Raw genomic sequence first — 19270 nt, 5'->3', positions numbered from 1 at the left:
ACGCCAGTTTAAGGGGACTGCGACGCGAGGTCGAACCGCCAGCGCGTAAGCGTTATGAGCGACCGCCGCCGCGCAGGTTCCCGCTGATCGCTAACCGTACAGCAATCGCTCGGCAAGCACCTGCGCCACCCTGGCAGGCGAGCGGTTTTCCGCCTGGGCATGGGCGAAAACCTCGGTCAGTCGTGATGGAATACGTGCAAGGTGCTCGGTGATGGCTTCGACAGCCTGGCCGTGGTGGGACAACGCCACGTAGATCAGACCGCCCGAATTGATCACGGTGTCGGGCGCATAGAGGATACCGCGCGACTCCAACTGGTCGGCCACTGGCAGGCCAGTCAACTGTTGATTGGCGGCCCCGGCCACGGCAGCGCAGCGCAACTGCATGACACTGTGGGCGCTCAGCACCGGCCCTACCCCGCATGGCGTGAAGATGTCGCAAGGCGTGGACAACACCGCGTCATGGGCCACCGGCCAGGCATTGAAGCGCTCCACGGCCAGCCGTACCCGCCCAGGATCGAGATCGCTGACCAGCAACTCAGCGCCGGCGGCGTGCAACTGCTCGGCCAGGGCAAAGCCGACGTTGCCCAACCCCTGCAGCGCCACGCGCAAGCCTTCGAGGTTGCTGCTGCCCAGACGCGCCTGGGCAGTGGCACGCAGCCCGGCGAACACACCCATGGCCGCATAGGGCGCAGGATCACCGCCGGCGGTGGTGCTGCTGACGTGCACGGTACTGCGGGCGATGCAGTCCATGTCCACGGTCGAGGTGCCGCTGTCGACTGCCACCACCAGACGCCCTTGCAAGGTATCGACGAATCGACCGAAGGCTTCGAACAAGGCGGCGCGGTTCTCTACATGGGGGCTGCGCAGAATCACGGCCTTGGCGCCACCGAGCGGCAGTCCGGCAAGCGCTGCCTTGTAGCTCATGTTGCGTGCCAGGTGCAGCGCGTCGCTGATGGCGCTTTCATCATCGGCATAGGGCAGGTAGCGACAGCCACCGAACGCTGGGCCGAGTTGCTCGCTGTGAATCGCCACGACCGCGCGCAGACCGGTCGATGGATCGCTCCACAGATGAAGCGCATGGGCGCGGGTGCTTTGCATGAGCGCGAACATCGACGAGCTCCCGATTACGGTGCAGATTCCCAGTATAGGCAGCCCCACGCACGGCGAAGCCGATCCGGACCACTGGACGAATGATGCCCTGCGGACTACAAGTTAGACGTGTATGGAGGGCCTCCATGAATCCACGTCAACGCTGCCTGTCATGCCTGCAACGCTCCCCGGCCGCTCTACTGGAGGCAGCGCTGTGGATCGCCGTCGAACATGATGGCTCTGTCACGCCAGCAGACAGCCTGGATCGGCTGCTGCACCTCCAGCAGCAGGTGCGCAACCTGCTGCCGGTATTGCCGCTGGGCGAACTGGCGCAACCCCTGCTGCGGGCGTTGAACACCCTCGGCTTCCAACAGGATGAATATCACCCCATCCGCCCCCACGCCGCCTTGCTCGACAGCGTGCTCAAGCGCCGCCGCGGCCAACCCCTGGCACTGGCCATCGTCGCCCTGGAGCTGGCTCAACGGCTGGGCATTCCACTGGAGGGGGTGAACTTTCCGGGGCACTTTCTGCTGCGTCTGCCAGGCGCTGACCACTTGCTCGATCCGTGCGGCGGCAGACGACTGTACGCCAAGGACTGCCGTGACTTGCTCGCCCGGCAGTATGGCGACAGCGCCACGCTCAATGGGGATCACCTCATCCGCGCCACGCCGACCCAGATGCTCCAGCGCCTGTCACGCAACCTGCGCCAGTTGCACACCACCCACGACCACGACCTGGCCGCACTCGTCGATGCCGAACGGGTCATGCAACTGGGCCCGGTGGGCAGCGCCGACTATCTGGCGCGGGCCAACCTCTACCAGCGCCTGAATTGCCCGCAGGCCGAGCGATTCGATCTGCAACATGCCCTGCTGCTCAGTGACGATCCACTGCAACGGTTGCAACTGACTGAACGCCTGGGCCTGCTCGGCACGCCCTCAGCCTCGCTTCACTGAGCCGGCGCATCCGCCTGCCGGGCCGGGTGCGCGGCCTGCCACTGCGGGTGCTGCGCGGCCAACGCCGCGACCCGGGCAATCCTCGGGTAGCCGCTGAGCTCCAGGCCGAAGCGCTGCGCAGCGTAAAGCTGCGCCACCAGGTATACGTCGGCCAGCCCTGGCGTTGCGCCGAAGCACCAGCCCTGATCGTCGAGCAACTGCTCGACCGCCTGCAGCCCGTGGCCGATCCAGTGTTGAACCCACTGGTAGACCGCCGGCTCGTCGAACCCGCAAGCCCGCAGTCGGTTGAGCACGCTGACGTTGTGCAAGGGATGCACATCGCAGCCGATCAACGCCGCTACACCACGCACTCTGGCACGGGCTGCGGCATCGGCCGGCAGCAGCGCGGGCTCGGGGTAGACCTGCTCCAGGTATTCGATGATCGCCGCCGATTGCACCAGCACCTGGCCATTCTCAGTGCGCAGGGCCGGTACTCGACCTTGGGGATTGACGGCCAGATAGGCCGGCAGGTGCTGCTCACCGCTGAGCAGGTTGACCGGCACCGCCCGGTAGTCCAGGCCCTTGAGGGCCAGCGCCAGACGTACGCGGTAGGACGATGTGGAACGGTAGTAGGTGAACAGCTCCATCACGCTTGCCTCTCAAGGTGCCGCGACGACTCTGCCGCGGCACTCGCCGAAGCCGATGCTGGCAACGCCCTCACGCACGCAGCGACCGCGCAGGATGATCTCGTCGCCATCTTCGAGGAAGGTGCGTTGCTCGCCATTGCTCAGCAGCAACGGCCGTTTGCCGCCTTCGGTGATCTCCAGCAGGCTGCCATAGGCCTGGGGGTCTGCACCGGACAGCGTGCCCGAGCCGAACAGGTCGCCCGGTTGCAGCTGGCAGCCATTGACGCTGTGGTGCGCGACCAACTGCGCCACGGTCCAGTACATGCTCAAGCTGTTGCTAAGGGTCAGGCGCTGCGGTGCCAGACCCTGTTCGCGCATGGTCGGGGTCAGCAGCAGCACCTGCAGTTCGATATCGAAGGCGCCATGGGCCTGGTCGGCGGCATCGAGCATGTACGCCAGCGGTTGCGGATCACCTGCCGGGCGCGCCGGCTGGGCGCAGCGGAAAGGTTGCAAGGCTTCGGCCGTGATGACCCAGGGCGACAGCGTGGTGATGAAGCTTTTCGACAGAAATGGCCCAAGCGGCTGGTACTCCCAGGCCTGGATGTCGCGCGCCGACCAGTCGTTGAGCAGGCACAAGCCAGCCACGTGCTGACCAGCCTCGGCGATGTCGATGGGTTCGCCGATGGCGTTGCCCTGGCCGATCCAGATACCCAGTTCCAGTTCGTAATCGAGGCGTGCGCAGGGCCCGAAGCGCGGCTCGCTGTGGCCGGCGGGTAACGTCTGGCCTTTCGGCCGGCGCACGTCGGCTCCGGAGGGGCGCAAGGTCGAGGCGCGGCCGTGGTAGCCGATCGGTACGTATTTGTAGTTGGGCAGCAATGGGCTGTCGGGGCGGAACAGCTTGCCTACGTTGGTGGCGTGCTGGATGCCCACGTAGAAATCGGTGTAGTCGCCAACCCGCGCGGGCACGTGCATCTGGCATTCGCTGCTCGGGTACAGCAGCGGCTCGAGGGCGGCCTGGTGCTCGCTGTGTTCGCCAAGCAGGTCAAGCAGGCGCTCGCGCAGCGCAACGCGCGCCGCCGGACCCAAGCCGAACAGGCCGTTCAAGGCGCCATCGGCGGTGGCCTCGACGGCCTGGCGCGCCAGCCCGTCGAGCAAACCGGCGGCCAGCACGCCGTGCAGGTCGAGCACCGCCTCGCCGATGGCAACGCCGCAGCGATGGGCGGCGTCACCACGACTGAAGATACCCAGCGGCAGGTTGTGCAGTGGGAAATCCGCGTGGCCATTGGCGTGGTCGATCCAGCTACGGGATTGGCGAGTGAGAATCATTGGTCAGCTCCGTGGCGGGGTGAAGGTGGTGGCAAGACTCGCCCAGCACTGGTCATAGTCCGCCTGCAGTTGCGCACTTTCCAGGGCCTGCGTGCTGGGGCGCAGCACCTGGCTGGTTTCGAACATGAAGGCCATGGTGCCGTCGAGCTTGTGCGGCGCCAACTGCGCCTCGATGGCCTTGCTGCAGCTTTCGGCATCGGGGCCGTGGGCACTCATGCACGGGTGCAGCGAGGCTCCGCCGGGCAGGAAACCTTCGGCCTTGGCGTCGTAGGCGCCGGTGATCAAGCCCATGAATTCGTTCATCAGGTTGCGGTGGAACCAGGGCGGACGGAAGGTGTTCTCGGCCACCATCCAGCGAGGCGGGAAGATCACGAAATCGATGTTGGCCTGGCCAGGCACGCTGCCGGGCGAGGTCAGCACGGTGAAGATCGACGGGTCGGGATGGTCGTAACTGACCGTACCCAAGGTGTTGAAGCGGCGCAGGTCATACTTGTACGGCACGTTGTTGCCGTGCCAGGCGACCACATCGAGCGGTGAATGGCCCAGCTCGCAGCCCCAGTACTGGCCGAGGAATTTCTGCACCAGCGCGGTCGGCGTAGTGCGGTCTTCGAAGTGTGCGACCGGGGTGAGGAAATCACGCGGGTTGGCCAGACCATTGCTGCCGATTGGGCCAAGATCGGGAATGCGCAGCGGCGAGCCGTGGTTTTCCGCCAGATAGCCGCGGGCCTGCCCATCAGGCAACTCGACACGAAACTTCATGCCACGCGGCAGCACGGCGATTTCCTGCGGTTCGACCAGCAGCACCCCCAGCTCGGTGACGATACGCAGGCGACCCTGCTGCGGTACCACCAGCAACTCGCCGTCGGCGTCGAAGAAGGCGCGCTGCATCGAGCGATTGGCCGCGTACAGGTAAATACTCACCCCGCTGGCAGCATCGCCTGCAGCGGTGGCGGCCATGGGCAGCCAGCCGTCGATGAAATCGGTCGGCACCCCAGGCAATGGTTGCGGACTCCAGCGCAGACGGTTTGGGTTGACCGCCCCGGCACCCGCCGCCAGCGGCTGCTGCGCCAGCCGCTCGAAGCGCGGATGCAGGGCGCTGGGGCGGATCCGGTACAACCAGGTTCGCCGCTGTTCATGGCGCGGCATGGTGAACGCAGTGCCAGAAAGCTGCTCGGCATACAAACCATGAGGCACCCGCTGCGGGGAGTTCTGCCCCACTGGCAGCGCGCCGGGTAGCGCCTCGCTGGCGAACTCGTTGGCGAAACCGCTGAGATACTGCAGATCGGTTGAAGGAACGTGCTGCATTGATGCCTCCGGCTGACCGCAGGGGAATCGAGAGGCAATGGTTGACCCTGAATCCCGCGCTGAATTGTATTTATCGTAATCAGATTACGAATAACGTAATTTGCTCCGGAGCAAGCGTCAAGCTATAAGGTCGCCAACTCAACTGGGAAATCATTCCAATGACCAAGGTCAATGTTTCCACCTCTGACAGCGGTAAACAGAAGGTCCGCTCGGCAGAAGTCGGCACCGACATCCTCAAGGCGTTGGCACAGTTGTCCCCCGCAACCTCGTTGTCGCGCCTGGCCGAACACGTCGACATGCCCGCCAGCAAGGTCCATCGCTATCTGCAGGCGTTGATTGCCAGCGGTTTCGCCGAGCAGAACCCGGCAACCAACCATTACGGCCTCGGCCGCGAGGCCTTGCGCGTGGGGCTCGCGGCCCTGGGCAGCATCGATGTGCTGAAGGTCGCCGCCGTGCCGCTGTCGCAATTGCGCGACACTCTCAACGAGAGCTGCTTCGTCGCGGTCTGGGGCAATCAGGGCGCAACGGTGGTCAACATCGAGCCGGCAGTGCGCGCGGTAACCGTGGTGACGCAGATCGGCTCGGTGCTGCCGCTGCTCAGCTCGTCCACCGGGTTGGTGTTCGCCGCCTACCTGCCCGAGCGCGAAACCGCCGAGCTGCGCGACCAGGAACTGGCCCGCCTCGGTCGCAGCGCCGACGACTACACGGCGCTGCTGGCCGAGATTCGCAACAACGCCCTGCACCACGTGCATGGCCTGCTGATGCCGGGGGTCGATGCGTTGTCGGCGCCGATCTTCAATGCCATGGGTGAAATCGCCGCAGTCATGACCGTGGTCGGTCCTACCTCGATGTTCAATGCCGACAGTCAGGGCCCAGCAGCCGAGCGTCTGCGCCTGGCTGCACAGGCGACCAGTTGGCGCATGGGCCACCAAGCTTGAGCAGCCACACGGTCGGTCCACTGTTACCCGGCAGGTAACAGTGAATGTCTCGGATGAGTGTTTTTCCCCTGCGGTCAACGGCTTATGCTGGCTTCACTGACCATCGGTCCGCGCACCTCCCCCTCCGCGCTGGACGGTGGTCGGTATACCTAGGCTGATTTTGAAGCTCCTTGATCTGCCGTCTTCCTTGAGCCGCTGCGTTTACGCAGCGGTTTTTTTTCATGAGCCGATGGCATGGACGCTCCAGGCTGCTTTCTGCGGCAGGTGAGCCAGCGGTTGGTCACGAAATGCCAGGTAATGATGCAAGACCTGCACTGCGGCTTCGGTATGGGGGTAATGGCCGATGCCCGGCAACAGCACCATGTCGGTGTCGGGCAGTAGTTGCCGGTAGCGCTCCAGCACCGGTGCACTGCACAGCGGGTCGAGCGCACCATTGATCAGCCCCAGCGCCACGCCCTGGCGTTGCAGGGCGCCGACCCACCGCTCCCGGTACAGGCTGCGCTCACGCACATAGCCCATCAGCTTGTGCAGAATGCGCGTGCCCCGGTTGGCCACGATCAGGCTCCAGTAGTCGTCCAGCGCGCTTTCATTGGGGTGGGCGCCCAGGCTGCACACCTGCGACAGACTGCGCACCAGGTCTTCACGACCGAAGGCACGACCGACCAGCCAGCCCAACGGGCTCAACAGCAGCTTGTGGGCCATCTGCAAGGGATGACACTCCGCCAGCAAGGCGCTGTTGAGAAACATGCAGCTGCCAAGCTCGGCGCGCCCTTCATGATGGCGCGCCAGCAGTTCCTGGGCCACGCTGCCACCGTAATCGTGGGCCAGCACGTGCACCGGCTGGTCAATGCGCAAATGGGCCAGCAGCGCTTGCTGCAGGTCGGCCTGCTCGAGCAGGCTGTACGCGTGCTGCAACGGCTTGTCAGAGTCACCAAAGCCAAGCATGTCGCAGGCGATCAGGCGAAAGCGCTGGGCCAAGGGCGCCCATAGGTAGTGCCAGTCCCAACTGGCGGTGGGAAAACCGTGCAGCAGCAACAGCGGCTCGCCCTGGCCTGCGCTCCAGTAGCGGATGCTCTGCCCGCGGAACAGGAAAGATTGCGCACGGGTGCGCCAGATACGAAGGGGAATTTCGGCGAGGGGCATCAGACACGCCCCTCTGAACCACCGGACTGCAACGACTCGGCTACGATCATGGCAACTCACCTCGGCACATGCATGTGCTCTCTGTATCGAGGCTGAGTCTAGTCAGCCGGCAAGGCCCGGGAGATTGCCTTGGCAGCCAGCTTGATGACCGTGCAGGACAGCGGTGCGAACGGTAGGCCTCAGGCCTGACGCGCCTTGAGCGCCGTCACCAACTCCGCGAGCCAGGGCTCGGCATCGGTTTCCGGGGTCACTGTCTCACTGGCATCCAGACGCAGCAGCGGCAGCACCGATTCGATGCCCAGCTCGTCGAACAATTCGACCATCTGCTCGCCGCCGGCGCAGAACGTGTCGTAGCTCGAATCGCCCAGTCCGATCACCGCGCCCGGTAGACCACGCAGTTCGCTCGGCAGGGTGTCGCGCAGCGCGCTGTAGAGATCCATCAGGTTGTCCGGCAGTTCGCCCATGCCAGTGGTCGAGGTCACGGCCAGCACGGCATCGGGGGCGAAGCGCCGGATGTCCTGGAGAGTGCCACGCGTGGCGTGCCAGGCCTGCAACCCAGCGGCGTTGAGCAAAGCCTCGGCGTGATGGGCGACCTCTTCGGCTGCACCGAAGACCGAACCGGAAAGGATGGCGACTTTCATCAGGAAACGATTCCGAACTTGAGTGTAAACGTAGGATACTAACATTCGTCGTCGCTGGCCGCCTGGCCTGCGCACCCCTATGAAAGGCCCGAGGCATGATCAACGCGCAACTGCTGCAATCGATGGTCGAGGCCTGCAACGACGGCATCGTGGTCACCGAGCGAGAAGGTGAGGACACCATCCTCATCTACATGAACCCGGCCTTCGAGCGGCTGACCGGCTATTCCAGCAGCGAGGTGCTGTACCAGGACTGCCGCTTCCTCCAGGGCGACGATCGTGACCAACTGGCCCGTGCGCGCATCCGCCGCGCATTGGCAGCCGGTCAGCCATGCCGGGAGATCCTGCGCAATTATCGCCGCGATGGCAGCGCGTTCTGGAACGAGCTGTCCATCGCCCCGGTGCATACGCCCGGTGATCCACGTGTCTACTACATTGGTGTGCAAAAAGACGTTACCCGGCAAGTGGAGCTCGAGCGCCAACTGGCCGAAGCCCAAGCCAGGCTGGCCGCACTGCAGGCCGACCTGCAAGACTGACCCCAACCGCGACGACCGCCCCTTCGCCCGTCGCCTGTGAGAATGACCGTGAGCAACGACATGTCCGCCGACCCTCTGCTCAGCCAGGACGAACTGGACTTCATCCAGCACCTGCAGCACGCGCCGCAGTTGCACCTGGCTGATCCGACCTCGCGCCTGCTGGTCAACGGCGACGGGCGCACCAAGGCGCTGCTCACGCGCCTGGTGGCCAACGAGCAGGTGACCCTGCAGGCCAGCGTCAACAATCAGCAGATCACCTTCCCGCTGCACGTGGTCGAGGACGAATTCCACGCCCTGCACCTGCAACTGGGCTCACCGGAAATCTACGAAGACGGTCCAATGCTGCGCGCCTGGCGCCTGGCGCTCGAACGACCCTGTGCCCTGCACGACGCCCAAGGTCAGGCCAGTGCGCTGTGGGTGCGTGACCTGTCGTTCAAGGGCATGCTGGTGGAGCTACGCGACCAAGCGCCGGCACCGGCAGCGTTCGACTTGCAGTTCACCCCGCCCGGACTCTGCCCTATCACCCTGCACGGTGAACTGCGCCGACGTATCGGGGCCGATCTGGCCGCCTACGACCTGAGCCACAGCGCCACCGATGAAATCGAGCGCTTGCGCGACTATGTGCTGCACGCACACCGCCAGGCCCATCCCGAACTTCACGCTCAAGTATCGAGCTGAGCGCTCATGAACAACGCCAGACGCTGACGCATCTGCGTCGCCTGCGCACCCAGGCAGGCGATGGCGCTGGCCTGCAAACGCGCTTGCGCCCGCTCCGACATCTCCCCGGCCAGCGCCAGTGGGCACACCAGCCCGCAGGCCACCTGGGCCAGACGCGGTGCCAACTCCGCTGACGGGTGATGATTGGAGACCAGTATCAGCGCATCGGCGCGGCGGCGCTCGCAGACCAGCGCCAGCTCGTCAGGTGGTTGCCCTGGCGGCAGCACGATCACCCCGATCTCGTCGCTGCACAGCAACAGCCCGGCCACCAGCAACTCCAGCTTGGCGACATCGTCGTTGAGCGGCGCCACCAGAACATTGAGCGTACGGTTGCCAGCCTGCGGCAAGCGCTGCCACACCTGATGGCGCAGGAATTGGTCAAGGAACAGCCATTCGCTGGTCTGCCCGTAACCCTGCCGCGCGCCGCGCAGGGTGGTCCACAGTGGCATCCATACCTGTTCGAACACTGCATCCTGACCCAGCACCGCCAGGGCGCGCTGATAGACCTCGCCCAGCTTGGCTGGATCGAACTCGGCCAGCGCTGCGCGCGCTTGAGTCTGCCAGTAGCGCGGCGGCTGGGAGGCGCCCGCCGGCAGCAGGTGTTCACTGGGGCGTGCGAGGATCCGCGCCACCCGGCTCACCGGCACGCCGCGGGCGAGCCAGCCAAGGATGCTGTGGATCGTGTCGATGTCCGCACCGCTATAGAGCCGGTGCCCGCTCTCGGTGCGATGGGGCTGCAAAAGGCCATGCCGGCGCTCCCAGGCACGCAGGGTCACGGCATTCACGCCAGTACGGCTGGCCACTTCACCGATCGAGTACAGCACTGGCTCGGCAGTGTCGGCGTCGGCCCGTGGGCCGGGGGCCTGGTCGTTCATCGGCATGTAACCTGTGCGAGGTAAAGAACGCCAGTGTACGCCGCTGAAAACCCACCGAGCTGGAAAACCTGTCGTCGGCACACGAACTGCGCGATGATTCGCGCCTGATTCTTGCATCCACGCTTGCATCGCCCACCACCCCGGGCGATCGAGCCCAGGTGCCGGCTACCCGCCAGCGCCGCGTTGAGGAGATACATAATGTCTACCGCACCTGTGACCTTGATGGTCTCGCGCCGCGCTGCCCGTGGCCGCTACCAGGAGCTGCTGGCCTGGCTGCACGAAGGCGAACAGCTGGCCACCGACTTCCCCGGCTACCTCGGCTCGGGCATCCTCGCCCCGCCCGCCGATGGCGATGCCTTCCAGATCATCTTCCGCTTCACCAACGAACAGACCCTGCATGCCTGGGAGTTCTCCGCCTCGCGCCGTGCCTGGTTGCAACGCGGTGACGGCCTGTTCGAACGGCCCACCGAGCACCGCGCCAGCGGCATTGAAGGCTGGTTCACCAGCGGCCTGGTGCGCCCGCCGCGCTGGAAACAGGCCATCGCCATCTGGCTGGCGTTCTTCCCGGTGTCGTTGCTGTTCAACCTGGTGTTCGGCCCTTGGCTGAGCGCCCTGCCCCTACTGCCGCGCATTCTGCTCAGCACGGCGGCACTGACACCGCTGATGGTGTACTGCTTCATACCGCTGTCGACGCGTCTGTTGGCCAACTGGCTGAATGCTGCGCCGCGGGCAGGCAAGGCCACGCGCCAGCTGCACAGCCGCTGAGCCAACCGGGCAGGCGGCCACACAGGGAAACAGTTCGGGTATGCTGGGCGATCATCGCCAGGACAGACGAGTCGACCGCCCCGAACATGAACAGTCCTATCCTTCTCACCGGCGCCAGCCAACGCGTCGGGCTGGCCTTGGCCCAGGCCCTGGCAGAGGCCGGCCACACGGTCATCAGTGCCAGCCGCCGCCAGCCGCCCGCGCACCCGAATATCCAGCATTTCGAAGCCGACCTGTGCCGGGCCGATGATCGCCAGGCGCTGATCGACTACCTGCAGCGCCATTGCCAGAGCCTGCGCGGGGTCATCCACAACGCCTCTTTGTGGCTCGATGACAGCCTGGAAAACCTCGATACGCTGTTTCGTCTGCATGTCGAGGCGCCCTACCATCTGAACCTGGCACTGGGCGAGTTGCTCGGCAATGCCGGCAAGGCCGACATCATTCATATCTGCGACGAGACCTCCTCACGGGGCAGCCAGAGCCATATCGCCTACGCCGCGACCAAGGCCGCCCTGCAGAACATGGTGCTGTCGTTCGCGCAGAAGTACGCGCCCAACGTGCGCGTCAACGGTATCCTCCCGGGCCTTCTGATGTTCAAGCCCGACGGTGACGAAGCCTACCGTCAGCACACCCTGCAAAAAGCCCTGCTGCAATTCGAACCTGGCGCCCAGCCACTGATCGAGGCCGTGCTGTTCCTGCTCGAAAGTCCGTACAGCACCGGCACGTTCGTGACCATCAATGGTGGTCGCCACCTGAAAAACCGCATGACCTGAGAGCCCACCATGACCCCACAACAACAGCTCGAACTCGAAGCCGCTGCCTTCCGTCGCCTGGTCGACCACTTGCAGCAGCGCACCGACGTGCAGAACATCGACCTGATGAACCTCTCCGGCTTCTGCCGCAACTGCCTGTCCAAGTGGTACAAGGCCGCAGCCGACGAGCGCCAGCTCGACGTCAGCCTGGATGACGCCCGCGAGGCGGTGTACGGCATGCCCTACGCCGAATGGAAAGCCCAGTACCAGAAAGAAGCCAGCGCCGAACAACAAGCGGCGTTCGACCAAAGGAAAGCACCGTGACCGATCTGAACACCCTGCGCGCATCGCTCAACAGCGGCGAACACGCCTTCGCCAGTACCCTGGCGTTCGTCGCCGAACATTATCGCTACACCCCGCAAGGCTTCGACAACGGCGGTCTGGTCAGCGCCGCCGGGCAGAACGAAGGCTCGTGCAAGACCCTGGGCCTGGCCCTGCTCGAAGGTTTGAGCGACCAGGAAGCCCTGCTGGCCTTCGGCGAGCACTACCGCAGCGTGCTGGAGACGCCCGAAGGCAGCGACCACGGCAACATCCGTTCGCTGATCAAGCATGGTCTGGCTGGGGTACGTTTTGCGCAGCAACCGCTCGAGCGGCTGGGCTGATGGATTCAGCCTGAGACGGCGCGGGCCGACGCGAACAGCGTCGACCGCGGCCATGGGCGCTGGTGAACACCAGCGCCTGACGGGCGTTACAGCTGGACGCAGTCGAAGTCCACCAGGGTGGCGACGTCCTGGTCGTAGTCGACATCGCTGCGCTCGAAGCCGAACAGGTTGAGGAACTCCTTCTTGTAACCGGCGTAGTCGGTGACTTCGAACAGGTTCTCGGTGGTCACTTGCGGCCACAGGGCCTTGCAGGCGTCCTGCACGTCGTCGCGCAGTTCCCAGTCGTCCAGACGCAGGCGAGCCTTCTCGTCGACTTCGGCAGGCTGGCCGTCTTCACGGTACAGACGCTCGCGGAACATGCGGTTGAGCTGGTCGCCGGTGCCTTCGTGGACACCCTTCTCCTGCATGATCTTGAACACCATCGACAGGTACAGCGGCATCACCGGGATGGCCGAGCTGGCCTGGGTGACGACCGATTTCAGCACGGCCACGTTGGCGCCGCCGTGAATCGAAGCGGACAGCTTCTGGTCCAGGCGCAAGGCGGTTTCGTCGAGGTCCTGCTTGGCCTGGCCGAGCGCGCCATGCCAGTAGATCGGCCAGGTGATTTCAGTCCCGATGTAGCTGAAGGCCACGGTACGCGCGCCTTCGGCGAGCACGTCGGCGCCAGCCAGGGCGTCGATCCACAGCTGCCAGTCCTGGCCGCCCATGACGGTGACGGTGTCAGCGATTTCCTGCTCGGTGGCCGGCTCGATGCTGGCTTCGGTGATGCAGTCCTTGTTGGTGTCGATGGCGGTCGACGTGTACGGCTGACCGATGGGTTTGAGCGCCGAGCGCACCACCTCGCCACTGCCGGGCAGCTTGCGCACCGGCGAGGCGAGGGAGTAGATGACCAGGTCGACCTTGCCGCCCATCTCGTTCTTGATCAGTTCGATGACCTTGGCACGCGCCTCGTCGGAGAACGCATCGCCATTGATCGACTTGCTGTACAGGCCCTCGGCCTTGGCGAACTTGTCGAACGCGGCGGCGTTGTACCAGCCGGCGGTACCGGCCTTGGTTTCGCTGCCCGGCTTTTCGAAGAACACGCCCAGGGTATCGGCCTTGAAGCCGAACGCGGCAGTGATGCGCGCCGCCAGGCCGTAGCCGCTGGAGGCACCGATGACCAGAACCTTTTTCGGCCCGTCTTCGCGCACACCCTGCTTGCGGGTGGCTTCGATCTGATCACGGACGTTGAGCTCGCAGCCCTTCGGATGGGTCGTGGTGCAGATGAAACCGCGAACCTTGGGATGAATGATGGCCAATGTCTGTACCTCGTCAGGTTTAATCGGGTGTGGAGTCGCGTGGGGCGATCTCGTATCGGTAGGGGTCGTATGAAAAGCTGTCGGGCGCTGTGCCTGATAGGGAGGAGCGGGTTTACCCGCGAAGGGCCGCAAAGCGGCCCCAATACCCTTGATGAACAGCGGCCCAACCTCTTTTCATACAACCCTTGGCGGTGCGTAAGACTACACCGGTCAGCGTTGCGACACATCTTAAGGGCTGCACGTCACGTTTCAAGCACCTGCACAATCAGTGTCAATCCACCTGATTGATTGCAAAAGCCGATCAATCACCCAGAAAAACAAACTTCTCAACTGCCCTGCAGGCGTGGATGCTGTGGCCTTCACAGCCTCGCCTTTCGGAGAACCGCAATGAACGAAGTCGCCATCGTCGCCGCCACTCGCACCGCCATCGGCTGTTTCCAGGGCGCCCTGGCCAACGTGCCGGCCATCGAACTGGGCGCTGCGGTGATCCGGCAACTGCTGACCCAGACCGGCCTGGACCCGGCCGAGGTCGACGAAGTGATCCTTGGCCAGGTGCTCACTGCCGGCGCCGGGCAGAATCCGGCGCGCCAGAGTGCGATCAAGGCCGGCCTGCCCCACGCAGTGCCCGCACTGACCCTGAACAAGGTCTGCGGCTCGGGGCTCAAGGCCGTGCACCTGGCAGCCCAGGCGATTCGCTGCGGCGACGCCGAGGTGGTGATCGCCGGCGGCCAGGAAAACATGAGCCTGGCGCCCTACGTGCTGCCCTCGGCGCGCACCGGCCAGCGCATGGGCCACGGACAGATGCTCGACAGCATGATCAGCGACGGCCTGTGGGACGCGTTCAACGACTACCACATGGGCATCACCGCCGAGAACCTGGTCGATGCCTACCGCCTGACCCGCGCCGAGCAGGACGCCTTCGCCGCCGAATCCCAGCGCAAGGCCCTGGCAGCGATTGCCAGTGGGCGCTTCGTCGAGGAAATCACCCCCGTGCACATTCCCCAGCGCAAAGGTCCGGCGCGGGTGTTCGACACCGACGAGCAACCGCGCGCGGGCACCACGGCCGAGAGCCTCGCTGGCCTGCGCCCAGCGTTTCGCAAGGACGGCAGCGTCACCGCCGGCAACGCCTCGACCCTCAACGATGGCGCCGCCGCAGTGCTGCTGATGAGCGTCAGCAAAGCCCAGGCTCTGGGCCTGCCGGTGCTGGCGACCATCAGTGGCTATGCCAGCGCGGGTGTCGACCCGGCGATCATGGGCATCGGTCCGGTGTCGGCCACCCGCCGCTGCCTGGAGAAAGCCGGCTGGCAGTTGCAGGACGTCGAGCTGATCGAAGCCAACGAAGCCTTCGCCGCCCAGGCCCTGGCAGTGGGCCGTGAGCTGCAATGGGAGGCGAGCCGGGTCAACGTCAACGGCGGGGCCATCGCCCTCGGCCACCCGATCGGTGCATCCGGCTGCCGGGTATTGGTGACGCTGCTGCATGAAATGCTCAAGCGGGACGCGCACAAGGGCCTGGCAACGCTATGCATCGGGGGTGGCCAGGGCGTGGCGCTGGCCATCAGCCGCTGAGCGCAGCGTTTGCCCGGCCAAGGGGATCGGCGGTTCACCGCAGCGCGCCGCTGACGCACAATGCGCAGCCACCCGTCGGTGGCCGCGCAAAGGGTCACCGGCGCGGTCGCTGCGCGGCTCGCTCATCTCACTCCCGGTACCTGCCTTGACCCGCGAACAACTGGAACACCAGCAAATCCCGCTGTATTTCGTCGTGGTGCTGGCCGCCGCCGTCCTGGGTCTGACCCTGCCAGCACTGGCCGCCCACGGCGAGTGGCTGATCAGCCCGGCGCTGGCCCTGTTGATGTACGTGATGTTCCTGCAACTGCCGCTGTTCGAGTTGCGTCAGGGCCTGCGTCAGGCGCGTTTTCTCGCCGCCTTGCTGATGGCCAATTTCGTCTTCGTGCCGCTGCTGGTGTGGCTGGCCAGCCGCAGCCTGCTGGGGCATCCGGCGCTGCTGATCGGGGCGCTGCTCGTGCTGCTCACCCCCTGCATCGACTACGTCGTGGTATTCACCCAACTGGGCAAGGGCGACGCCAGCCTGACCCTGGCCGCGACGCCGCTGTTGCTGCTGGTGCAATTGCTGCTGTTGCCGCTGTACCTGGCGCTGATGGTCGATACCCAGTGGGTGCTTGACCTGCCGCTGACCCCGTTCGTCGAAGCCTTTGTCGGGCTGATCGCCGTGCCCCTCGGGCTGGCGCTGCTGACCCTGGCGGCGGCGCGCCGGCAAGCGGCGGTCGCTGCGTGGAGTCAGGCGTGCAGCTGGCTACCGGTGCCGGCCATGGCTCTGGTGTTGCTGCTGGTGGTGGGTTCGCAGAGTGGCAAGGTGGCCGCCGACTGGCCCGGCATCGTGCCAGTGCTGCCGGTGTACCTGGGCTTTGCCGTGCTGGCGCCGGCGCTGGGGCTGCTGACGGCGCGGCTGTGGCGCCTGCCGCCGGCGCAGACCCGCTCGCTGATGTTCAGCAGCGCCACACGCAATTCACTGGTGGTGCTGCCGCTGGCCCTGGCCTTGCCGGCCGAGATGCGTAGCCTGGCGGCGGCAGCGGTGGTCTGCCAGACCCTGGTCGAGCTGCTCGCGGAACTTGCGTACATTCGCCTGCTACCGCGGCTGGTGCGCGGCTGAGGCAGCGCAAGGGCGGCGGGCAGCTTGGCCTGACACCCCTGCGCTCGACCTTCAGACCAGCGCCGCAGCGGGGCCGAAGAACTCGAAGCGGCTCTGCGCCTCTGGTACGCCCAAGGCCTTGAGCTGCCGCTTGATCGCTGCCATGAACGGCTTCGGCCCAAGGAAGTACACGTCGACGTCGCGCTCGCTGGGCAACCACTCGCCAAGCAGGTCCTGGCTCATCCGCCCCAGCGCATGGGCATGCCCGCTGCCGTCGTCCTCGTCGTAGCAGTAGAAGCGCTTGAGCTGAGGATGCTGCGCTGCCAGCGTGTCGACCGCGTCGCGGAAGGCATGCACCGCACCGTTGCGCGCGCAGTGGATGAAGTGCACCGGGCGGCCATTTTCCACGGCCGCCTGCAACATCGCCAGGGTCGGGGTGATGCCCACACCACCGCTGATCAGCACCAGCGGCTTGTCGCTTGCGACCAGGGTGAAATCCCCCGCTGGCGGAAACAGCGGCAGCGTGTCGCCGACCTTGAGCTGGTCATGCAGGTAGTTGGAGACCTTGCCACCGGCCTCGCGCTTGACGCTGATGCGGTACTCGCGGCCATCGCACCGGGCCGACAGCGAATAGTTACGGCGCTGCTCGCTGCCGTCGATGAACAGCTGCAGGCCGATGTACTGGCCAGGCTCGGCCTTGAGTACCGGCTTGCCGTCGACCGGCGCGAAGTAGAACGACACGATCTCCTCGCTTTCCTGCTCGCGGCGCACCAAGGTGAAAGCCCGCGCACCGCGCCAGCCGCCCTCGGCGTGTTCCTTGGCCTGGTACAGACTTTCCTCGGCACCGATCAGAATATCCGCCAGTTGCCCGTAGGCCGCTGCCCAGGCATCGATGACCGTAGGCGTGGCAATGTCCTCGCCAAGCACCTCCTTGATCGCCCGCAGCAGGCACGCGCCAACGATCGGGTAGTGCTCGGGAAGAATCTGCAACGCCACATGCTTGTTGATGATCTGCCCGACCAGGCCGCCCAGTTGTTCCAACTGGTCGATGTGCCTGGCATACATCAGCACGCCGTTGGCCAGGGCGCGCGGCTGGTCGCCACTGGCCTGGTGCGCCTGGTTGAACAGCGGACGCACTTCGGGGTGCTCGTCGAGCATCATCTTGTAGAAATGCGTGGTCAGCGCCTCGCCGCCGCTTTTCAGCAGCGGGACGGTGGCTTTGATGATGGCGCGTTGGTCAGCGGTGAGCATTGGCGATTCTCCTGAAACGATGATCTGAACGATGCAATGCACATTTCAGTAATCGTGCCAACGCTGCAGACTCGTAAATTCAACGGCTGGGTACCCGTACAAGTCAAAATGACCTAGCTCGCGCTATAGTCCAAACGACTACACCGGAGTCCTTATGACTGCTACGCCGTTGCTCACCGCCCTTCTACCGCTGGTACGCGACCTGTCGCGCGACCTGCCCGACCACGAGCGCTACCGCCGCCTGCTGCAAGCCCTGCGCGATCTGCTGCCCTGCGATGCGGCCGCCCTGCTGCGCCTGGAGGGCGAGTGGCTGGTGCCCCTGGCCGTCGATGGTCTGGTGGCAGACACCCTGGGCCGGCGCTTCAAGGTCAGCGAGCACCCACGCTTCGCCGTTCTGCTGGGCAATCGATCACCAACGCGCTTTGCCAGCGACAGCGATCTGCCCGACCCGTACGACGGCCTGGTCGCCGCCGCCCATGTCGACCTGCAGGTGCACGATTGCATGGGCTGCCCGCTGATGGTCGACGAGCGGCCGTGGGGCCTGCTGACCCTCGACGCGCTGACCGCAGGCCAGTTCCAGCCGCTGCAACTGGACGCCTTGCAGGCCTTCGCCAGCCTGGCGGCGGCTACCGTCACCGTCGCTGAGCGCATCGAGCACCTGGCCCTGCGGGTAAAAAACGAGCAGCAGCGTGCCGAGCAGTACCGCCAGGCCACCCATCAGGAGCGCCAACTGATCGGTCAGAGCAACGCCCACCGGCAATTGCTGGAAGAGATTCGCCTGGTCGGCAACAGTGAACTGACGGTTCTGGTCACCGGTGAAACCGGTGTCGGCAAGGAATTGGTGGCCCAGGCGCTGCACCAGGCCAGCACGCGCGCCGACAAGCCGCTGGTCAGTCTCAACTGCGCGGCGCTGCCCGATACCCTGGTGGAAAGCGAGTTGTTCGGCCACGTCCGTGGCGCCTTCACCGGCGCCCATGTCGAGCGGCGTGGCAAGTTCGAGCTGGCCCACGGCGGCACGCTGTTTCTCGATGAGGTCGGCGAGCTGCCCCTGGCCGTCCAAGCCAAGCTGCTGCGGGTGCTGCAGAGCGGACAACTGCAGCGCCTGGGCTCGGACCGTGAGCACCATGTCGATGTGCGCCTGATCGCCGCGAGTAACCGTGATCTGGCCGAGGAAGTACGCTGCGGGCGCTTTCGCGCCGACTTCTACCACCGCTTGAGCGTTTATCCGCTGCAGGTGCCGCCACTGCGTGAACGCGGACGCGACGTACTGCTGCTGGCCGGCTACTTCCTTGAGCAAAACCGTTCGCGGCTTGGCCTGAACAGCCTGCGCCTGAGCATGGATGCCCAAACTGCGCTGCTGGACTACGACTGGCCCGGCAATGTCCGCGAACTGGAACACCTCATAGGCCGCAGCGCCCTCAAGGCACTCGGCCAGCATCGCTTGCGTCCGCGCATACTGACGCTCACTTCAAGTGATCTGGAATTGCACCCAGGCACTGTAGCACCGGCCGTCATTAGCGAGATGCCACTACCGCCGGTCGGTTCCTCCCACGTCGGATTGCGTCGTGCAGTGGATGACTTCCAGCGACAGCTCATCCTGAAAAGTCTCGACCGCCATGAGCAAAACCGCGCCGCTGTGGCTCGGGAGCTGGAAATCGATCGCGCCAACCTGAGCCGCCTGGCCAAGCGCCTGGGAATCGACTGAGCGCCAACTAACCGACGCGCCTTTATTTGGCGCGCCAGGGAAACTGGTCCGTTCGGTCAGCTCTG

The 19270-nt window shown here is 65.2% G+C and carries 20 protein-coding genes; 11 read left to right on the top strand and 9 right to left on the bottom strand.

All coding sequences use genetic code 11. The features are described from left to right. Nucleotides 1–90: 90 nt before the first annotated feature. On the bottom strand, nucleotides 91–1110 hold the full coding sequence (locus LK03_RS09665) for a Leu/Phe/Val dehydrogenase (protein ID WP_038412128.1): 1020 nt from the start codon (nucleotides 1108–1110) through the stop codon (nucleotides 91–93). 125 nt (nucleotides 1111–1235) lie between these two features. Here LK03_RS09665 and LK03_RS09660 point away from each other — a divergent pair, with 125 nt between their 5' ends. After that, the gene (locus tag LK03_RS09660; RefSeq protein WP_038412127.1) at nucleotides 1236–2042 is read left to right on the top strand and encodes a SirB1 family protein; all 807 of its coding nucleotides are present in this window, start codon (nucleotides 1236–1238) and stop codon (nucleotides 2040–2042) included. Here LK03_RS09660 and maiA read toward each other — a convergent pair. Genes maiA through hmgA form a run of 3 tightly spaced genes read right to left on the bottom strand, consistent with a single transcriptional unit; the run spans nucleotide 2036 to nucleotide 5278 of the window. Then, nucleotides 2036–2668 (bottom strand): maleylacetoacetate isomerase, encoded by a 633-nt coding sequence (maiA, locus tag LK03_RS09655; RefSeq protein ID WP_038412126.1) that lies wholly within the window; start codon nucleotides 2666–2668, stop codon nucleotides 2036–2038. The two genes, LK03_RS09660 and maiA, sit on opposite strands and share 7 nt — an antisense overlap. 12 nt (nucleotides 2669–2680) lie before the next feature. Further along, nucleotides 2681–3973, bottom strand: coding sequence for a fumarylacetoacetase (gene fahA, locus LK03_RS09650; protein ID WP_038412125.1), 1293 nt, complete (start codon nucleotides 3971–3973; stop codon nucleotides 2681–2683). A gap of 3 nt (nucleotides 3974–3976) precedes the next feature. Beyond that, nucleotides 3977–5278, bottom strand: a complete 1302-nt coding sequence (gene hmgA, locus LK03_RS09645; RefSeq protein ID WP_038412124.1) for a homogentisate 1,2-dioxygenase — start codon at nucleotides 5276–5278, stop codon at nucleotides 3977–3979. Between the two features lie 158 nt (nucleotides 5279–5436). On the opposite strand from hmgA, the gene LK03_RS09640 reads away from it, so the two are divergent. Beyond that, the gene (locus LK03_RS09640) at nucleotides 5437–6216 is read left to right on the top strand and encodes an IclR family transcriptional regulator (protein ID WP_038412123.1); all 780 of its coding nucleotides are present in this window, start codon (nucleotides 5437–5439) and stop codon (nucleotides 6214–6216) included. Nucleotides 6217–6435: 219 nt separating this feature from the next. Here the strand turns inward: LK03_RS09640 and LK03_RS09635 are convergent, their stop codons facing one another. After that, entirely contained in the window at nucleotides 6436–7359 is a 924-nt protein-coding gene (locus LK03_RS09635; RefSeq protein ID WP_038412122.1) for an alpha/beta fold hydrolase, read from the bottom strand. Between the two features lie 179 nt (nucleotides 7360–7538). Next, nucleotides 7539–8000, bottom strand: coding sequence for a flavodoxin (locus LK03_RS09630; RefSeq protein ID WP_038412121.1), 462 nt, complete (start codon nucleotides 7998–8000; stop codon nucleotides 7539–7541). Between the two features lie 95 nt (nucleotides 8001–8095). On the opposite strand from LK03_RS09630, the gene LK03_RS09625 reads away from it, so the two are divergent. Both LK03_RS09625 and LK03_RS09620 read left to right on the top strand, forming a co-directional pair. Beyond that, nucleotides 8096–8533, top strand: a complete 438-nt coding sequence (locus LK03_RS09625) for a PAS domain S-box protein (RefSeq protein ID WP_038412120.1) — start codon at nucleotides 8096–8098, stop codon at nucleotides 8531–8533. A gap of 60 nt (nucleotides 8534–8593) precedes the next feature. After that, entirely contained in the window at nucleotides 8594–9211 is a 618-nt protein-coding gene (locus LK03_RS09620) for a PilZ domain-containing protein (protein WP_038414668.1), read from the top strand. On the opposite strand, the gene LK03_RS09615 is transcribed toward LK03_RS09620, so the two are convergent. After that, nucleotides 9196–10125 (bottom strand): MerR family transcriptional regulator, encoded by a 930-nt coding sequence (locus tag LK03_RS09615; protein ID WP_038412119.1) that lies wholly within the window; start codon nucleotides 10123–10125, stop codon nucleotides 9196–9198. The genes LK03_RS09620 and LK03_RS09615 overlap by 16 nt on opposite strands. A gap of 198 nt (nucleotides 10126–10323) precedes the next feature. Between LK03_RS09615 and LK03_RS09610 the strand changes: the two genes are divergently transcribed. From LK03_RS09610 to LK03_RS09595, 4 genes are all read left to right on the top strand, one after another. Beyond that, nucleotides 10324–10890 (top strand): antibiotic biosynthesis monooxygenase, encoded by a 567-nt coding sequence (locus tag LK03_RS09610; protein WP_038412118.1) that lies wholly within the window; start codon nucleotides 10324–10326, stop codon nucleotides 10888–10890. An 86-nt stretch (nucleotides 10891–10976) separates the two neighbouring features. After that, nucleotides 10977–11663 carry a dihydromonapterin reductase gene (gene folM / locus LK03_RS09605; protein ID WP_038412117.1) on the top strand — a complete coding sequence of 229 codons (687 nt, stop codon included), beginning with the start codon at nucleotides 10977–10979 and terminating at the stop codon, nucleotides 11661–11663. Nucleotides 11664–11672: 9 nt separating this feature from the next. After that, the gene (locus LK03_RS09600) at nucleotides 11673–11966 is read left to right on the top strand and encodes a DUF1244 domain-containing protein (RefSeq protein WP_028696543.1); all 294 of its coding nucleotides are present in this window, start codon (nucleotides 11673–11675) and stop codon (nucleotides 11964–11966) included. After that, on the top strand, nucleotides 11963–12304 hold the full coding sequence (locus tag LK03_RS09595) for a HopJ type III effector protein (RefSeq protein ID WP_038412116.1): 342 nt from the start codon (nucleotides 11963–11965) through the stop codon (nucleotides 12302–12304). Before LK03_RS09600 ends, LK03_RS09595 begins: the two co-directional genes overlap by 4 nt. Nucleotides 12305–12390: 86 nt before the next feature. Here LK03_RS09595 and fabV read toward each other — a convergent pair whose 3' ends face one another. Beyond that, nucleotides 12391–13602 carry an enoyl-ACP reductase FabV gene (gene fabV, locus LK03_RS09590; protein ID WP_038412115.1) on the bottom strand — a complete coding sequence of 404 codons (1212 nt, stop codon included), beginning with the start codon at nucleotides 13600–13602 and terminating at the stop codon, nucleotides 12391–12393. A 387-nt stretch (nucleotides 13603–13989) separates the two neighbouring features. Between fabV and LK03_RS09585 the strand changes: the two genes are divergently transcribed. Beyond that, on the top strand, nucleotides 13990–15168 hold the full coding sequence (locus LK03_RS09585; RefSeq protein WP_038412114.1) for an acetyl-CoA C-acetyltransferase: 1179 nt from the start codon (nucleotides 13990–13992) through the stop codon (nucleotides 15166–15168). A 145-nt stretch (nucleotides 15169–15313) separates the two neighbouring features. Continuing rightward, a complete protein-coding gene (locus tag LK03_RS09580; RefSeq protein ID WP_038412113.1) occupies nucleotides 15314–16270 on the top strand; it encodes a bile acid:sodium symporter in 957 nt (318 codons plus the stop codon). A 51-nt stretch (nucleotides 16271–16321) separates the two neighbouring features. On the opposite strand, the gene hmpA is transcribed toward LK03_RS09580, so the two are convergent. Continuing rightward, a complete protein-coding gene (gene hmpA, locus LK03_RS09575; protein WP_038412112.1) occupies nucleotides 16322–17500 on the bottom strand; it encodes an NO-inducible flavohemoprotein in 1179 nt (392 codons plus the stop codon). Nucleotides 17501–17654: 154 nt separating this feature from the next. On the opposite strand from hmpA, the gene norR reads away from it, so the two are divergent. Further along, nucleotides 17655–19205, top strand: coding sequence for a nitric oxide reductase transcriptional regulator NorR (gene norR / locus LK03_RS09570; RefSeq protein WP_038412111.1), 1551 nt, complete (start codon nucleotides 17655–17657; stop codon nucleotides 19203–19205). Nucleotides 19206–19270 lie beyond the last annotated feature (65 nt).

The sequence above is a fragment of the Pseudomonas cremoricolorata genome (assembly GCF_000759535.1).
Taxonomy (GTDB): domain Bacteria; phylum Pseudomonadota; class Gammaproteobacteria; order Pseudomonadales; family Pseudomonadaceae; genus Aquipseudomonas; species Aquipseudomonas cremoricolorata_A.
This window is presented reverse-complemented; position numbering and strand designations above follow the sequence as displayed.

Coding starts and splice junctions, on each gene's coding strand:
- LK03_RS09665 (WP_038412128.1), bottom strand. CDS start 1,110: ATGTTCGCGCTCATGCAAAGCACCCGCGCCCATGCGCTTCATCTGTGG.
- LK03_RS09660 (WP_038412127.1), top strand. CDS start 1,236: ATGAATCCACGTCAACGCTGCCTGTCATGCCTGCAACGCTCCCCGGCC.
- maiA (WP_038412126.1), bottom strand. CDS start 2,668: ATGGAGCTGTTCACCTACTACCGTTCCACATCGTCCTACCGCGTACGT.
- fahA (WP_038412125.1), bottom strand. CDS start 3,973: ATGATTCTCACTCGCCAATCCCGTAGCTGGATCGACCACGCCAATGGC.
- hmgA (WP_038412124.1), bottom strand. CDS start 5,278: ATGCAGCACGTTCCTTCAACCGATCTGCAGTATCTCAGCGGTTTCGCC.
- LK03_RS09640 (WP_038412123.1), top strand. CDS start 5,437: ATGACCAAGGTCAATGTTTCCACCTCTGACAGCGGTAAACAGAAGGTC.
- LK03_RS09635 (WP_038412122.1), bottom strand. CDS start 7,359: ATGCCCCTCGCCGAAATTCCCCTTCGTATCTGGCGCACCCGTGCGCAA.
- LK03_RS09630 (WP_038412121.1), bottom strand. CDS start 8,000: ATGAAAGTCGCCATCCTTTCCGGTTCGGTCTTCGGTGCAGCCGAAGAG.
- LK03_RS09625 (WP_038412120.1), top strand. CDS start 8,096: ATGATCAACGCGCAACTGCTGCAATCGATGGTCGAGGCCTGCAACGAC.
- LK03_RS09620 (WP_038414668.1), top strand. CDS start 8,594: ATGTCCGCCGACCCTCTGCTCAGCCAGGACGAACTGGACTTCATCCAG.
- LK03_RS09615 (WP_038412119.1), bottom strand. CDS start 10,125: ATGAACGACCAGGCCCCCGGCCCACGGGCCGACGCCGACACTGCCGAG.
- LK03_RS09610 (WP_038412118.1), top strand. CDS start 10,324: ATGTCTACCGCACCTGTGACCTTGATGGTCTCGCGCCGCGCTGCCCGT.
- folM (WP_038412117.1), top strand. CDS start 10,977: ATGAACAGTCCTATCCTTCTCACCGGCGCCAGCCAACGCGTCGGGCTG.
- LK03_RS09600 (WP_028696543.1), top strand. CDS start 11,673: ATGACCCCACAACAACAGCTCGAACTCGAAGCCGCTGCCTTCCGTCGC.
- LK03_RS09585 (WP_038412114.1), top strand. CDS start 13,990: ATGAACGAAGTCGCCATCGTCGCCGCCACTCGCACCGCCATCGGCTGT.
- hmpA (WP_038412112.1), bottom strand. CDS start 17,500: ATGCTCACCGCTGACCAACGCGCCATCATCAAAGCCACCGTCCCGCTG.
- norR (WP_038412111.1), top strand. CDS start 17,655: ATGACTGCTACGCCGTTGCTCACCGCCCTTCTACCGCTGGTACGCGAC.